At 58.6% G+C, this 15,685-nt stretch carries 7 protein-coding genes; 2 read left to right on the top strand and 5 right to left on the bottom strand.

Going from position 1 to position 15,685, the window contains the following annotated elements:
* Window positions 1–13: 13 nt before the first annotated feature.
* On the bottom strand, window positions 14–1,660 hold the full coding sequence (locus tag N5923_RS19310) for a TIGR04028 family ABC transporter substrate-binding protein (protein ID WP_267144750.1): 1,647 nt from the start codon (window positions 1,658–1,660) through the stop codon (window positions 14–16).
* Window positions 1,661–2,090: 430 nt separating this feature from the next.
* On the opposite strand from N5923_RS19310, the gene N5923_RS19315 reads away from it, so the two are divergent.
* Entirely contained in the window at window positions 2,091–3,026 is a 936-nt protein-coding gene (locus tag N5923_RS19315; protein ID WP_267144749.1) for a CAAX protease, read from the top strand.
* A gap of 85 nt (window positions 3,027–3,111) precedes the next feature.
* On the opposite strand, the gene N5923_RS19320 is transcribed toward N5923_RS19315, so the two are convergent.
* Window positions 3,112–5,142 (bottom strand): TonB-dependent siderophore receptor, encoded by a 2,031-nt coding sequence (locus N5923_RS19320; RefSeq protein ID WP_267144748.1) that lies wholly within the window; start codon window positions 5,140–5,142, stop codon window positions 3,112–3,114.
* A 122-nt stretch (window positions 5,143–5,264) separates the two neighbouring features.
* Between N5923_RS19320 and N5923_RS19325 the strand changes: the two genes are divergently transcribed.
* On the top strand, window positions 5,265–6,140 hold the full coding sequence (locus N5923_RS19325) for an AraC family transcriptional regulator (RefSeq protein ID WP_267144747.1): 876 nt from the start codon (window positions 5,265–5,267) through the stop codon (window positions 6,138–6,140).
* On the opposite strand, the gene N5923_RS19330 is transcribed toward N5923_RS19325, so the two are convergent.
* Genes N5923_RS19330 through N5923_RS19340 form a run of 3 tightly spaced genes read right to left on the bottom strand, consistent with a single transcriptional unit; the run spans window position 6,127 to window position 15,669 of the window.
* On the bottom strand, window positions 6,127–8,469 hold the full coding sequence (locus tag N5923_RS19330) for an alpha/beta fold hydrolase (protein ID WP_267144746.1): 2,343 nt from the start codon (window positions 8,467–8,469) through the stop codon (window positions 6,127–6,129). The genes N5923_RS19325 and N5923_RS19330 overlap by 14 nt on opposite strands.
* Complete coding sequence (locus N5923_RS19335) at window positions 8,456–9,592, bottom strand: Gfo/Idh/MocA family oxidoreductase (protein WP_267144745.1); 1,137 nt, start codon at window positions 9,590–9,592, stop codon at window positions 8,456–8,458. Before N5923_RS19335 ends, N5923_RS19330 begins: the two co-directional genes overlap by 14 nt.
* On the bottom strand, window positions 9,589–15,669 hold the full coding sequence (locus N5923_RS19340) for an SDR family NAD(P)-dependent oxidoreductase (RefSeq protein ID WP_267144744.1): 6,081 nt from the start codon (window positions 15,667–15,669) through the stop codon (window positions 9,589–9,591). Before N5923_RS19340 ends, N5923_RS19335 begins: the two co-directional genes overlap by 4 nt.
* Window positions 15,670–15,685 lie beyond the last annotated feature (16 nt).

Below are 15,685 nucleotides of genomic sequence, written 5' to 3' on the forward strand. Positions count from 1 at the left end.
TTTCTCCTCAGGCCTAGTGTTTTTCCAGCCAGGCGCCGTAGAAACTCGGACGTCCAACGGCTTCAAAATTAATGCCTTTCAGCCAGGGCGCGGCGGCAAACACCTGCGGTTCTTCAAATATCGGGATCACATAGGCGTTATCCAGCAGATAGCGTTGCGCATCACCGGCCAGTTTCAGACGCTGCTGCGGATCGGTGGCGGCCGAGATATCGACCAGCAGCTGGTTCAGCTTGTCGTCCCGAAAGTTTTGCACCTTGTCGCTGGAGCCGCCTTTTTGCAGTAGTGCGTCGCGGTTGGCAGGGTAGAACTGGCTTTTGATGACATCCGGGTCAGCACGACCGACTTCCGACACGGTAAGCGGGGTTTTAATTGGGTCGAGGCTGTCGAGAGTTTTGCTGCCGGCATCACCGGCGCGCACCGTCAGAGCGACGCCAACCTGTTTCCACTGCTGGGCGATCAGCTGTAACACCTCTTTGTTTTGCGGCTGCGGCAGGGATTCATAAATATTCAGCACCAGACGCTGGCCCTCTTTCTGGCGGATACCGTCGCTGCCCGCTTTCCAGCCCGCTTTATCCAGCAGTTGCTTCGCGTATTCCGGGTCATATTTCAGCTTGTCGGATAAATCAACATAACCCGCGGCGGATTTCGCCACTACCGAGGTCGCCTGCGGATAGTTAGGGGAGAACAGGGTATCGACCACCTGACGCGCATAGGTGGCGTGCAGCAGCGCCTGGCGCACGTTAATATCAGCGACCAGCGGATTATCCGGGCGGAAACTGATGCTGTCGTTTATGCCGCGCGTCGGGGCCGCATAAATCGGGAATTTCTGGTCGCTGGCCTGCTTTTCATCATAAGCCTGCACCTGACGAATCACATCCGCCTGACCGGCCAGCAGCGCGCCAATACGCACGCTATCTTCTGGCGTAACGATAATTTTGATGCCATCAAGGTTGGCCGGACCCTGCTGTGTAAGGTTCTTCGGTCCCCACTGGTAATCTTTACGCGCGACCAGATCGACTTCGCGTCCCAGCTTCTCATCTTTCACCACAAACGGACCGGAGCCGATAATATGGCGGGCATCGCCAAGGGCATCAAAGCTGCGCGCCAGTGTGCTGAGTGATACCAGACCGGAGCCAATAGTGGCGGTGCCCTGTAAAAAGCCCGGTGACGATTTTTTAAAATAGAACTTCACCGTCAGCGGATCGATAACTTCGCTGCGCTGATAATTGTTAATCACTTCCGAAACCGGCAGACGGTTCTGCTTATTACCGAGTCCATAGGTATCAAAGTTTTTTGCCACCGCATTGGCATCCAGCGGCGTACCGTCGGAGAAGGTGACGCCCGGACGCAGTTTAAAGGTGTACTCGGTTTTATCGGCGTTGGTGCTCCAGCTCTCGGCAATCCACGGTTCCACCTGCAGAGTTTTCGGGTTCTGCCAGGTCAGCTTATCGGTAATCTGATTAAGCAAGCCGCCGTTGGGATAAAAACCACCGGCGGGCGGATAGAGGTTAGTATGCGCCTGCTGTTCCAGATAGATCAGCGTGCCGCCTTTCACTGCCGCATCTGCGGCATACACGGTATTGACCCCGGCGAGCGACAGGAAAAGTGCGCCTGAGGCCAGCGAACGCTGAAGCGCATTCAGACGAAAAAGAGTGTGCATGGTGAATTCCTTTATTATCAACGAGTCTGAGCTGTTGAGTTATCTTCTGACCAGATGCGGACGGAGAGAAGCAAGGAAATGTGCTAATGATTTCTGGAAATAATCTTTAGCGGGCTATGGGATGGGAAATATAAACGAAGACGGAAGGGAGAGTGCGGAAAGGAATGAAATCACAGGTATAAAAAGGGTCAGATATTGGGGTGAAATAAGATAAAATATCTTTTCTAATCCTGAAAAAAGAAAACCCCAGCAGAGCCGGGGTATCCAAAACTTTTGCCTTTATGTACCATCACTAGAACCCATGCAACATGGGGGAAGAATCCGGTACTGGCCAACGTTGCTCAGGAAGATTAACGCAGGCTGGCGAAATCGTCAACGTCTGATGATGAAATTTTGTTTCTCTTCACCGGCTGGTAATAAGGAAGATATCATGCCAAAGAGTATAAATTACCCTCCCGTTATGTCATTGCTCTCTACTGCACGGCTTGCTTCTGTCCCTGTCATATTTGATCTACACAGTGATATAGAAAAATATGGATTCAGTATCTGGTTGCAACATGCTGCGGCCGCGCTTTATCCGCTGGTACAGCAACTGGAGCTGGTACTCAGAAACTCGATTGATAATGCGGCAAGAAGCCGCTTTGGCGATTACTGGTGGGATAAAATTCTGTACGACAAAACCAAAGAGAACGCTGATAATTTCATTGGAAATATAAACAAGGCAAAAAATAAGCTAAAAAAAAGATGGAAGAGAAGTGAAAGGATACAACCCGGGCTTACAAATTCTGTCAGGATTAAAGCACCTGCCTTTACTCACGACGACATTGTCGCTTCTGCTGATTTACATACATGGGAGGCTATTTTGGTCGATGCCTATAATACCGATATAAAAAACCTTAAAAGTGAATTCCTATGGCCATTATCTCTGTCAAAAACATTTCGCCGGCTTGATGTAATCAATAATAATCCGACGAAAGCCCGCAAAGAAATTATTAACCTGATAAATGAACTCAGAGAGTATCGTAACCGTCTTTTTCATCACGATTGTATCTGGATTAAATCTAAATCAGTGGACACCCGTACAGCAATTGATTCCATTAGGGAAAAAATTAACCTTATTGAAAAAGTATTATTCGCGATAAGTCCTTCGACGGTGTCAGCGCTCAGTAAATGGGGCATTTTTGCTCATGCTCGCAGAGTCTGCTCAGTCCAGGAACTCAATATATACACCAACCTGAATTATACCGTTCCATCCACCAATGAACTTCCGGTATTTGATCGCTATCTGGGGATGACTGATGGCACCAGACACTCTGTACCCCTGATGGTTAATAAGACTGCGTGTATCTTCTACCAGATGCGTTAAACAGTAGAGCCGTGGGGATATCAATCGCAGAAAAAAGCGCAGATACCGTCACCAGTATCCACGCCCGAGGGTGTCTGCATTATTTTCAGAACAGGTCGACGCGCACATCGACACCGGCAGTGCGGCCAGCATTGACTTGCGCCAGCGCGCTGGCACCGCTGACAAAACCATAGGTGCGATAGCGACGGTCAAACATATTATCGATATAAGCCGCAATATTGATGCGGTCAGTGGCCTGCCAGCCGACACGCAGATCGCTAGTGGTGTAGCTGCCCTGGCGCAGAGTATTGTCGCCATCAAAGTAGTGCGGGCCGACCACATTCAGCGCCAGTCGCGGCATCAGCGCGCCCCATGCGGTATCGATGGTGCCGGTTACGCTGGTGCCTGCGCCGTAACGCGGTACAAAGGGTACGCGTTTATCCTGATACAGCTCGCTGTCGCTGGCGAACGTCGAGCGCACGTAATTACCGTTGATATTCCATGACCAGCCTTCGCTAAACTGCCAGCGGTTGCTCAGCTCGATGCCGCTGGCATCGGCGGCGCCAGCGTTGCTGATAGTCTGGTAACCCACCGGGCCGGAATAGAGTTGCAGATTTTTAGTATGGGTGTGGAATACCGCCCCCTGCAATTGATTGGCGCCTTGTTCATAGCGGGTGCCCACCTCATAACTGATCGATTTCTCGGCATCGTATGGCGTAACCGAAACCCCATTAGTGGGCGCGAAGTTATAGCCGGTGGGTTTGTAACCCTGGGCAATACGGCTGTAAACACGCAATGCCGGCGTAAACTGGTAACCGGCTGATATCTGGCCTAACACCTGATCGTCACGGGTATTGCCGTTGCCGCCCGCTTTAAAGCCCATACTGTCGCCGTTATAACCGCTGCTGGCTTTATCATGGGAATAACGCAGACCGCCGCCGAGATCAAACTGATCGGTAACATGCCAGGTCAGATCGCTGTAAGCCGCAAGGGTTTCCGCCGTCGTATTAGCGTTCACCGCCGTCAGAGGGGTACCGGCATATTGATAGGAAGAGCCGAGTTTCTGACGGGTATTCTGGCGATATACGCCAGACACCATATCCACCGGATGATTCGCGCCCTGGGTGGCCGCACGCAGCTCCTGCACATCCTGATTCCAGCGCTCGGCAAAGTTAGCGTCATAGCCGCTGTAGGGGAACTGACGGCTGAAACTCTGTTGCTGCCAGGCGCTCATCGCGCTAAATACCCAGTTATCGGTATGATAGAGGCCGGTCAGCGACTGGCTGTGCGTGCAGCGGCGCAAGTAAGGATCGCCGCCGCCCGCGCTGATATCCAGCGTACGACTTTTCACATCAGCAAAAGGCACGTAAGTATCCTGCGTCGCGTGGGTGCACTCCTCGGTGACCGCCACATTGGCTTCCCATGGTTGCTGGTCTGGTGCCAGACGTAGTCGTACTGTGCCGAGGTTATTACGTGAACCGCCCAGTTTATCTGAACCGGTGGCCGGATTGGTCATCGCGCCGTTATTCACATCACGCAACAGGGTGGCGCTACCATACAGTAAGCCGTCCTGAATCGGACCGCTCAGATTGATCTTGCTGCGATAGCTGTCGCGGCTGCTGATACCGCCTTCAACATAGCCACGCGCGGTGCTGTCCGGTTTCTGCGTGACGATATTGATAATGCCGCCCTGAGCGCTTTTGCCGTACAGCGTACCCTGCGGGCCACGCAGCATCTCGACGCTCTCCACATCCCCCAGATTCTGCACCGCATAGGTGGAGAGTTGTGGCACGCCATCGATATACAGCGTGGTGGCCGGGTTGTAGAAATCCTGCGCTGATGAGATGCCGCGCAGTGATACCGACTGGAACAGCAGGCTGCCGCTGTCGCCCATGGTCAGGCCCGGCAACACGCGTGGAAGCTGATCGGTGCGGGTAACATTGGCGTCGCTTAATTCTGGCGCGCTGACTTTTACCGAGGAGACGTTACGTGCCGAAGCGGAAAGGGGTGACTGTTTACTGGCGGTGACCAGCAGCGTCTCTTCGTGATCACTGTTTGCTGTGGTTTCGGCCGCATAGCTGTGCGCCGTCAGCAGCAGGCTGCTGATAATCAGAGGGGTAAGTTTATTAATATGCATATGTGCGTCCCTGAATCATAAAAGCCGAGTCTATGTCATCAGTTAACGAAAGTTGTTGCACCATAAGGTCGGAAACTGCACGATAAAGCTAAATAAAAATCATTATCATTGGAGGGGTTTTGATGGATCACAACCTGGTCGGGAATCTGCAGCTGACGCCGCGCATCAGTTTGCGCTTCGTGCAGACCACGCTTGAGCAGGACCAGGTGTTTAAAGGCGAATATGGCGCACACCTGACACTGGTGATGATGCAGGAGGGCGCCGGACACTTTATGCTCAACCAGCAAAATCTGCAGCACTACCGGCCACACTCATTCTGGCTGTCATGCGCGCAGGGGCCCTGTAGCGGCTATGATTTTTTTCCGCGCCACCATTTCTATCACCTGCTGATGATTGAGTTTTCCGCCGAGCAGATTGCGCAGGTGGCCGCCTGCGGACTGGTCGCGCCGGATGAAGATGCCTGGGTGCTGTCGGCGACGTTAAGCGACGAGATGAGCCGACAGATGCAGCGTATGCAGCAGGGACTGCACGATCGTTCGCCTGTCGGTTTACTGCATCTGGAAAGTATGGCGCTGGAGGCGCTGTGGCTGGCGTTAAGTCAGTTGCAACAGCAGCAACAGGCGCTGAACATTGCTCCGGTGACGCGGGTTTATCATCGTGAACGTCGGCGTCTGATCGCTGCACGCGATTACATCCGCCAGCACGCGGCGCAACCGCTGACCATTGAGGATCTGGCGCTGCATGCCGGATTAAGCCAGATGGCGCTGAAGCGCGGCTTTCGCGCAATGTTTGGCGTTACGCCGTGGAATTATGTGATTGAGTGTCGGCTGCGTGAAGCACAGCGGCTGCTGGAGAGCAGTCCGCTGCCGTTAAATGATATTGCACTGCGTTGCGGTTTTGCCCACGCCAGCCATATGACGCGTTTTTTCCAGCGCCAGTTTGGTCAGACGCCGGGACGCTATCGCAGCACCTGCGAGCAGAGCCTCAGCGCAGATTAAGCCTGGCAGCTATCGCCTGTAACAGCGCATCGCGGTGATGGTGCAGATAGAAATGCCCCCCGGCAAAGCGGTGCAGCTGGCTGTGACGGTCACCATACTCCAGCCACTCCTGCATTGCCGTCAGGCTGACCTCGGCATCGCTATCGCCACAAAATGCCTGTAACGGTAACGATAACCGGCGCGTTGTCTGCTGCCAGTTGTAGCGCTCGGTCAGGGTAAAGTCGGCGCGCAGCGCGGGTAAAAACAGCGCCAGTAACTCCTGATGTTGCAGCACATCCGCTGGTGTGCCCTCCAGCCCCTTTAACTGCTGCGTCAGTTCATTATCATTCATCAGATGCCGCAGCGGCTGCGGTGTCGGATGGTGTGGCGGCCGCCGTCCCGAAACAAATACCCCCTGTAACTGCGTGGCCGGGAGCTGCTGCGCCAGTTCAAAGGCCATCAGTGCGCCGAGGCTATGGCCCAGCAATGCAAAGGGCTGCTGGCAGAGCGGCGTCAGCGCAGCACACAGTTCCGCCAGCAAGGCATTCAGATCGCTGCGTGGCGTCTCGGCAAAACGGCTGGCGCGGCCGGGCAACTCAATCGGACAGAGCTGCATCCCCAGCGCGCTGGCCGCGGTTATCCAGTCGCGCCAGCTGGCGGCGTTGCCACCGGCATGATGGAAGCAGAATAGCGGCAGTCCGGCACCAGTCTGCGGCAGACCGAAAGGCAGCCAGCGCGCGGCGGATTCGCTGGCAGCCGGTAGGGATTGCCGTAGCGCCTGCACCAGCCATTGTTGCAGGGTCGCGCGCTGCTGACGCAGGAAGAAATGGCCGCCGCGGACGCGTTTAATACTGGTGCTGGCGGTCAGATGTTGCTGCCAGCGCAGCATACTGGCGACCGGCACCAGCGCATCATCTTCCGCCAGTACCAGCAGCGCAGGCACCGCCAGTTTGCTCTGCGTTGCGGCCTGATAGTTTTCGGCCAGCGCACAGTCAGCGCGCAGTGCTTTACCCACCGTCTGCATCATCTCCTGATCAAGCAGTACCGAGTCAGGCGTACCGCCCAGCCGGCGAACTTCGGCGCAGAACTCGGCGTCACTGCACTCGGAGATGCGTTGCCCCAGCGCAATATCCGGCGCCGGACAGGCCATCAGAAACAGCAGGCGCGGCGCACGGTGGCGCTGGCTGAAATAGCGCGCCAGCTCAAACGCCACCTTGCAGCCGAGGCTACAGCCCAGCAGCGCCCACGGGCGATGGCTGTAAGGCTCAATCTGCTGCGCCAGCTCCGCCACCAGGTTCTCCATGCGGCGCTGCGGCGCGTCATCAATACGGTTTTCGCGTCCGGCCAACTGCATGGCGCAAAAGCGCCAGTCGTCCGGCCAGCCGTCCGTCTGACCCCAGTCGCGATAAACAGACGCGCCGCCACCGGCATAGGGTAAAGCAAACAGATTAAGCGCCGCCTGCGGGTGTGGCTTTCCCAGCGGAAACACCGCGCTGTCGCTGCCGTTGACTGCCTGATCGAGCCGCTGGCTGCGCTGGTTAAGTGCCGACAGCAGCGCCTCGGGAAGTGGCTGACTCTGCTGCGCAGAGGCCGGTTTACGCCAGTGGAAGCAGTAATAATCCGCCTGACCGTTCTCCAGCGCCTGATAAATCGGCGTACCGGGCAGGGCAAAATAGTTGCGCAGTTCGGCGATATCCAGCTGCGCATGTTGCGGCTGACGTGCCGCCAGCAGCCGCTCTATCACTTTTTCCCCGGCGCTGCGCCGCGCGGCCAGCACCGCCTGACGGATCGAGTAGCTATTAACCGCCTGAAAACCGAGCTGACTGATGGCCGTCTGCACGTCATCCCGCGTCTGACGGGCAAAAATATCGCTATAGAAAAAGTCGCCGCCGGGCTTCAGTACCCGCCACACCTGGCGGAAAAAGGCAGTGAGATCCGGGTAAGCGCCAGAAGATTCGATATTCAGCACCATATCGACACTGTTGTCCGCTTGCGGCAACTGACAGGCATCCGCCAGCTGAAAGCGCAGACGCGGCTGACGGTGACGCTGGCGGCAGAAGTGAATATTGCTGCTGCTGAGATCGACGCCGGTAACACTGAGCGGTCGCCATTTCTCCACCAGCAGCGCTGCCGTACCGCCGCGTCCGCAGCCGACATCAAGAATATGACGACCATCAACCGGATGATCGCCAATCAGCTGCAACACCAGCTGGCGCTGTGCATCACCTGGCGGCAGCGCCGGGCCGTCGGCAGGCTGAAAGCCCCAGTTAAGAAACAGCGCATGTTCAGCCAGACCGGCGGCATCGAGCAGTTCGCCAAGCTGGCGGTAAGCGTCATCATGGTTTGACATAGTGGTTATCCGTAACAATATTTGCAGCGTAATCCCGTGGGTCGGGGAAAGGTTTTGGCGGTGCAGTAAACTGGCTTAATTGCGGCACGCCGGCATTGCGCATCAGGGTGATCCAGCTTTCGCCGTGCTGCTGCCACCATCCGGGCTGTTGCCACCATGGCGCTTCGTGGGCGACCAGCTCACGCAGTGCGCTCAGGATCGCCAGCGGGAAATCATGCTGCGTCGCTTCAATCAGATTAGGCGCCTGCGGGCTGCCAAAGACGATGGCGGCAGGCTGCTGATTATAGTGTGACTGCTGATGCAGTTGCGGTGACAGCAGCCATGAAGCGGCAACGCCATCCTGCTGGTAATCAGGCGCATAGATCGCGTGGCTCCATACGACCGGACCAAAACTGCTGGTCAGGCAGACATTGCCCTCGCTGCCGCCAATGGAGATGCGGTGCATCACCAGACTGTGATGATCCGGATCGCGCGGATCGAGAGTGGTTTGCAGATTAATGCACATCGGTATGCCGGCAAACTCTCCCTGCATCTGGCGGAATGGCCAGGGCGCTGCGCCCGCCGGACGGGCAGGGAGTTGCGGGGTGCTGCAACTCATCGGTGAAAGGCCGCCCAGTGCGCGGCCAATAATATCCAGCGATGAAAAGAGCAGTTGCAGACTGGTGGTCAGTTCAATAAATGCCGGCTTCTGACGGCTGGCGCTCTGGCGCGCGTAATCGATAAAACAAGCTGCCGCAGGCAGCGCCGGATAGAGCGTATTGATGTGATAACGGGTGCCGTGCTGCTGCGCCAGATCCTGCAAGCGGCGGATATCACTGAGATGCACCGGATGCTCCTGCAACACCGCAATACCGCGCTGTAACAGTTGCTCCGCGATTGCAGAACCTTCGCCGCCAACAATCCGGCTACGGATCGCCACACAGGCGGCATCAATATTATCCGGCAGCTGATCAACCTGCTGCCACAGTGGCACCTGCAATTTTTCCGCCAGCAGGCGCGAGCGTTCGCTGCCGCGGGCTACAATTCCCGCCAGCTCAAATTCGCTGTTATGACCACTGATTGCCGCCAGATAGTGTTCCCCAAAGCGCGTGCCGCACACCACGACACGAATTTTATTGCTCATGGCGCCTCCCCGCTGGCCTGCTGCGCCAGCGCAACAACCTGCGTATCGACCGGCAACAGTTCATTAAGCGGTGCCTGCCAGGCTTCTGTGACGGCAGACAGGGTTTCCAGCAACTGATGCAGAGTCATCAGGGCGATCTCACCCAGTTCCTCAGGCAGCACGCCGCGTTGCAGATCGATATTGAACAGCAGCGCGCTCTCTTCCTCCAGCGCCTGCAAATGCAGCGGCGTCAGGGGCTGCGCGGCATATTCATAAGCTGGCATACCGAGTAGCGGATCTGAGGTTTCCGCAATCGAATACGCCTGACGCACACCAAGCAGGCTGGTAAAGGCCACCGGCAGTGACTGTTGCCAGCTGCTTTCCACCGCGCCGCCAGGCAGATGGCGCGCCAGATGCTGCTGACGTTGCTGCGCCACCTGCTGCGCCAGCGCGGCGAAACTGCTGGCCGCGCGCAGATCCAGCGGCACTGGTGCGACCGTGGTGGCATCGGCAATCAACTGGGAGGCATGCGGGTGCAGCGGCAGGCGATCGGTAAAGTCGAGACGCAGGGTAAAGGCATCCGTCGCTGACCAGTCGCGTAATACCAGCCCCCAGGCGGCCAGCAGCAGATCGGTGCCGCTGATGCCCTGTTGTTCGGCTGCCTGTTTCAGCGGTAACCACTGCTCCGCAGGCAGCGCGGCGCGCCAGATAGCGAATTCGGCAGGTGTGGTGCGGGTCTGCCATGGCAGCGCCGGAGACGCAGGCAGTCGCGCCTGCGGGTAGTGCGCGGCCTGCGTCTGCGCCAGTGCCAGCAGGCTGTGATGGTAGTCCTGCGGACTAAACGCCAGCTGTGGCAGCGGCGTATCAGGATGGTGGATCGCGCTATCCAGCTCGCGCAGCAGCACGCGGAAGCTCTCGATATCCACCAACAGCGTATTCAGTACCAGATGCAGGCGATAGCCTTGCGCGCTGTCGCTGACCGCCAGCACAATCTGTGGCGGCTGTTGCAGGTCAAACTGGTGCTGCGACAGGGTTTCACGCAATGCCAGCTGCCGTTCCAGCAGGGCGTCCGGCGTCAGTTCGCGCCAGGGGTGACGCTGCATTGTCAGGGCGGGTATCTGCTGTGCCACGGCGATATTGCCCTCAGCGGTGATTGCCGCGCGTAACATCGGATGGCGTGTCAGCAGGCGCTGCCAGCCCTGTTCAAAGGCCTCCAGCGGGAAATCATGCGGTTTGTCGTATTCCACATACAGTAAGCGCGGCGAGTGCGGATGTTGCTGCCAGCGCAGGCGCTGTAACGGTGTTAGCGGCAGCGCGGTGCTGGCGGGAGCCTGGCGCGCAATATCGCCGCGCGGATCGAGCCAGCCCGGTTGTGTGGCTTCCAGCTCATCCAGCGCCTGACGCAGCAGTGAAACACTCTCCGGCTGTTGCACCATCTCCTGTTGCAGCGCGGCAATCAGCTCTTTAACGCTGGCGGCGCGGAACACATTTTCAGCATTCAGTTTTACACCGAGATCGCGGCCCAGCGTTTCATTAAGGTCGAGGAACAGCAGGGAGTCGAGACCCAGCTGCACCAGATTACTGTCGGCGCTGATCAGTTCTGGCGGACAGTTCAGCTGACGCGCAAGGGTTTCACGCAGATAGTGCTCCAGCTGCAACGCTTCCTGCGGTTGCTCCGGCGTGCTGGTCTGCGTGGCGGCGGCCACTGACGTCAGAAACGGCGCAAAGCGCCAGCGATCACCGGTATCGGGCTGCGATGCGGCAAGGATCTGCCAGTCAACATCCATTGCCGCCACCACCGGCTGGATAGCCGCGCGTGCCGCCTGTAACAGTCGCAATGCCGTATCGGTGTTCAGTGCCGCCATACCGCCGGCGGCGATGCGCTCCGCCAGCTGTGGTGCGGCGGATTCAGTGATCTGCCAGTAACCCCAGGCAACGGCGAGCGTATCTTCACCGCGTGCGCAACGCTGCCGGGCCAGGTTTTCCAGCGCGCCACAGGCGGCTGCGTGAGCTGCCTGACCCTGCGGACCAAACAGGGTGGCGGCGGAAGAGAAGTAGACCGTCTGCGCCGGTTGCAGGCGCGACTGCCAGCGGTCCAGCAGCTGCGCTGAACGAAGCCGGGTCGCCAGCGTCTGTTGCAGAGTTGACCAGCTTAGCTGGGCCAGCGGGGCATCATTGACCACGCCAGCCAGATGCCAGAGGGTGGCAATCGGCAATTGCTGTTCCATCAGTCGTTCCAGCGCCTGGTTCAGCGAGGTTTCGTCAGCCATATCCACGGCGCTGTCAATCACCACCTCAATACCGCGCTGACGCAGAGTATCCAGCTGCGCCAGTTGATGAGGATGGGGGGCGCGGCGCGCAAAAAAGATCAGTTTACTGGCGCCCTGGTCGGCCAGCTGCCCGGCAAGCGCAAGGCCCAGCGGCGACAGGCCACCGGTCAACAGATGGCAGCCCTCACGGCTTACCGTTGCTGTACTCAGTGTCGTGCGCGTCAGGCGGGGGCTGTGCCAGCTGCTATCCTGCCAGCGCAACTGATCGGCTTCGCAGGCAAGCAGGCGCTGACACAGCAGCTGATCGAGCGGTGCTGTCAGTCCCTGCGTATCGATCAGCGCAATGCGGCTGCGCGGATATTCGTGGCGCGCCACCGCCAGTAAACCGGGCAGCCAGCTGGCGGCATGCTGGTCACCCGTGTGATGCAGCATGCCGCCAGCAGTCAGTAACAGGTCATCGCCACTCGCCAGCAACTGCTGTAACTGGTTAAACAGTGCAGGCTGAGCCGCCGGATCGTTGGTTATCGTCAGTGGCTGCCAGCGGCAGGCGGCATCCGGCTGCGGTAACGCAACCGGATGCCACTGCCAGTGATAGAGTGCGCCATGCTGCCGCCAGGGTTGCGGCAGCCAGCCCGTACGCGGACTGGCTTCAACACCCGCCACCCGTGCTGGCGCAAAGCGGGCGCTGAATAGTGGCGTCTCGCCAATAAACGCCTCCAGCTGCTGTTGTTGCAGGGAGAGGGTGATGGTAAGTGGATCGCTGGCGCCTTGCGGATCGCAATGCCATACCACCTGCGACAGACGGCAGGGCGTATCCGCTGACAGCGCCTGGTAAGCGGCATCAAGCAGCGCCTGATCTGAGCTGCTGGCGGCGAGGGTAATCTGCCGCGCCGCCGCTGCGGGCAGTGCCGTGGTTTCATCCGCCACGCGCGCCATAATAATCTGCTCACCCAGTGCGGCAGCCGGTTGATAGGCGGCCGGACAGGCGGTGCACTGTACAAAGCCCGCATCATGCAGCGCCGACTGCCAGTCCTGTTGCGAGGCAAACAGTTCGCCATGGCGCAGCGCGGTATCGCCAATCGGCGGCACCAGTGCGCCAAATACAAAGTCGAACAGTTTTTTCGGTGCGGTGATTTCACGCATCAGCAGCACGCCGCCCGGTTTCAGCACGCTGGCCAGATTGCGCAGCATCTGCCGTAAGTCCGCCGCATTGTGCAGCACGTTGGCGGCGACAATCGCGTCATACTGCTGGCGTGGTAATCCTTGCTGGCTGGCGGGCTGCTCCATATCAAACGGCAGATAGTCAATAAACGGGTAAGCGGCAAACTTGTCGCGCGCCCGTTGCAGGAACAGAGTGCCGAGGTCGGTAAAGCTGTAGTGTTCGCATTTACCGTCTGGCAAAGCACGCAGCAGATCCTGTGTGGTGCCGCCGGTGCCGCCGCCAATCTCCAGAATCGCCAGCGGCTGCGCGCTGTGCTGCGCCAGCGCAGCCATTGCCTGCGCAGCTATCTGATTGAAATAGCGCGACCACGGCTGTTCCTGATACATATGCTCGACATCGGTAGTCGAGGCCGCCGGAAAGACCACGCTGACCGGATCGATATCGCCACGCAGCATCGCCCCCAGCTGCGGGCCGGTACGCGCAATCAGCTGCGCCAGATGCTGATAGCCTGCGGCACGCATGCGTTCCAGCCAGTCTTCAGCATCCACTGACGCCGGACGCAGTTCGCCATACCACAATTCGCCATCCTGCTGGCGCTGTTGCAGCGCGCCGCAGGCTACCAGATCGCGCAACAGGCGTTGCATCAGGTCGCTATAGCGTGCCGGAATACTGGCCGCCTGCATCAGTTGCGTCACATTCAGGAACTGCTGCGGCTGTTGCAGTAACTGCATCTGTTGCAGCATCTGACTGACATAGTGCTGATGCAGTGCATCAATGCAGCGATCTTCTTCATCGAGCAGCGCAAGATCGAGTTCAGCGCCGCGTTCGCTGGCGGTTTGTTGCGCGCGCTGGCATAACGCCTGCCAGCTATCGGCGGGCTGTGGCGCGGCATTTTGCGTCTCCTGCCAGCAGCGTTCGCCGTCAAATGGCGTGACCGGCAGCAACGCCCGACGCGCAGGCGGCATAATCAGGCCGCTCCACGCAGGCGTCGCCTGCACCAGCTGGTTTAACAGCGTCCCGGCAATCTCGGTACCGTTGCTGAACACCGCCGTGCTGATGCCCGATTCAGCGGCTTGCAGATGCAGATCCTGCTCAGTGATATCCAGCAGCAGGCCAATCCAGCCGTCGATATCGCTGGCGCTGAGCAGCAGACGATGGCTAAACAGCGTGCGGTGATAAAAACTGGTGGCGCCATAGGCATGGGCATCGAAACCGGCCTCACGATCGCTAAGGCGTAACAGATGCTGCTGCGCCAGTGCTCGCAGGCCGTGCAGGCTGCGCGCGCTAAGCAACAGCTGCAACGGCTGACCGCTGTCATCCGGCACGGTGGTCAGTGGCGGCGCTTCCAGAATAGCGTGGGCGTTACTGCCGCCAATGCCAAACGAACTGACCGCGGCGCGCAGCGGCGTGTCGCCCGGCAGCCAGGGTTGCAGCTGCTGTGGGACATAAAAGGGGGAACCGGCGAAGTTAATCGCCGGGTTCGGGCGCGAGAAATTGATACTGGGCGGGATCTGTCGCTGCCAGGTCGCCAGTCCGGCTTTAAGCAGGCTGGCGATACCCGCAGCGGTATCAAGATGACCGACATTGCTTTTCAGCGAACCGATCGCCGCCTGCTGCGGCTGCGGCGTCCACGGCGACCAGGCTTCGGTGAGCGCGCTGATCTCCAGCGGATCGCCCAGTGGCGTGGCGGTGCCATGGGCTTCCACCAGACCGATGGTGTCGGCGGCTACATCGGCCATCGCCAGCGCATCGCGGATCACGTCGCGCTGCCCGCTCAATGACGGCGCGGTAAAACCGGCTTTATCATTGCCATCGTTATTGATGGCGGTGCCACGGATCACTGACAGAATCGGGTCACCCGCTTCCAGCGCGCGATCAAGGCGCTTCAGCAGCACCACTGCCACGCCATTGCCAACCAGCGTGCCATTGGCGTCGGCATCAAACGGGCGGCAGTGACCATCGGCGGAGAAAATCATCCCTTCACGATAGAAATAACCTGCCTGCTGCGGGAAGCTAAGACTGGCGCCCCCCGCCAGCATCATTTCGGCATCGCCGCTGGCAATGGCCTCGCAGGCCAGATGGGTGGCAATCAGTGAACTGGAGCAGGCGGTCTGCACGGTATACGCCGGGCCGCGCAGGCCGAGTTTATACGCCACGCGCGTCGCCAGATAATCTTTGTCGTTACCCATCAGCTTCTGAAACACCTGCGGCGAAACAATCTGCTGCGCATCCTGGCGCTGCGCCAGCTGATAAGTGCTCATCCGGGTGGAGCCGATCACCCCGGTACGTGCGCTAAGGGTGGCAGGGGGATAACCGGCCATCTCCAGCGCTTCCCAGGCGCACATCAGAAACAGCCGCTGCTGCGGATCGATGCTCTCCGCCTCCTGGCGGGAATAACCAAAAAAGCCCCACTCAAAGCGGTCGGCATCTTCCACCACTGCGGCGGCGGGCACATAGTCAGCACGCTGTAGCAGCGCCGCATCGACGCCCGCACGTTGCAGTGCCTCAGCATCAAACCGGGAAGTTAACTCTTCGCCATCGGCAATGCGCCGCCAGAACTCAAAAACAGATGCCGCACGTGGGAAACGACAGCCCGCGCCGATAATGGCGATCGGTAAAGTGTCGCCATACTGGCGGGTAAACTGCTCGCTATCTAATGGGTTCATTCGCTTACTTTCCATC

The organism is Winslowiella arboricola (assembly GCF_025527015.1).
GTDB classification, from domain to species: Bacteria; Pseudomonadota; Gammaproteobacteria; order Enterobacterales; family Enterobacteriaceae; genus Erwinia; species Erwinia arboricola.

What these genes read in the sequence shown, in the direction of transcription:
- N5923_RS19325 (WP_267144747.1), top strand. Translation starts at nt 5,265, where the DNA reads ATGGATCACAACCTGGTCGGGAATCTGCAGCTGACGCCGCGCATCAGT.
- N5923_RS19330 (WP_267144746.1), bottom strand. Translation starts at nt 8,469, where the DNA reads ATGTCAAACCATGATGACGCTTACCGCCAGCTTGGCGAACTGCTCGAT.
- N5923_RS19340 (WP_267144744.1), bottom strand. Translation starts at nt 15,669, where the DNA reads ATGAACCCATTAGATAGCGAGCAGTTTACCCGCCAGTATGGCGACACT.
- N5923_RS19310 (WP_267144750.1), bottom strand. Translation starts at nt 1,660, where the DNA reads ATGCACACTCTTTTTCGTCTGAATGCGCTTCAGCGTTCGCTGGCCTCA.
- N5923_RS19315 (WP_267144749.1), top strand. Translation starts at nt 2,091, where the DNA reads ATGCCAAAGAGTATAAATTACCCTCCCGTTATGTCATTGCTCTCTACT.
- N5923_RS19320 (WP_267144748.1), bottom strand. Translation starts at nt 5,142, where the DNA reads ATGCATATTAATAAACTTACCCCTCTGATTATCAGCAGCCTGCTGCTG.
- N5923_RS19335 (WP_267144745.1), bottom strand. Translation starts at nt 9,592, where the DNA reads ATGAGCAATAAAATTCGTGTCGTGGTGTGCGGCACGCGCTTTGGGGAA.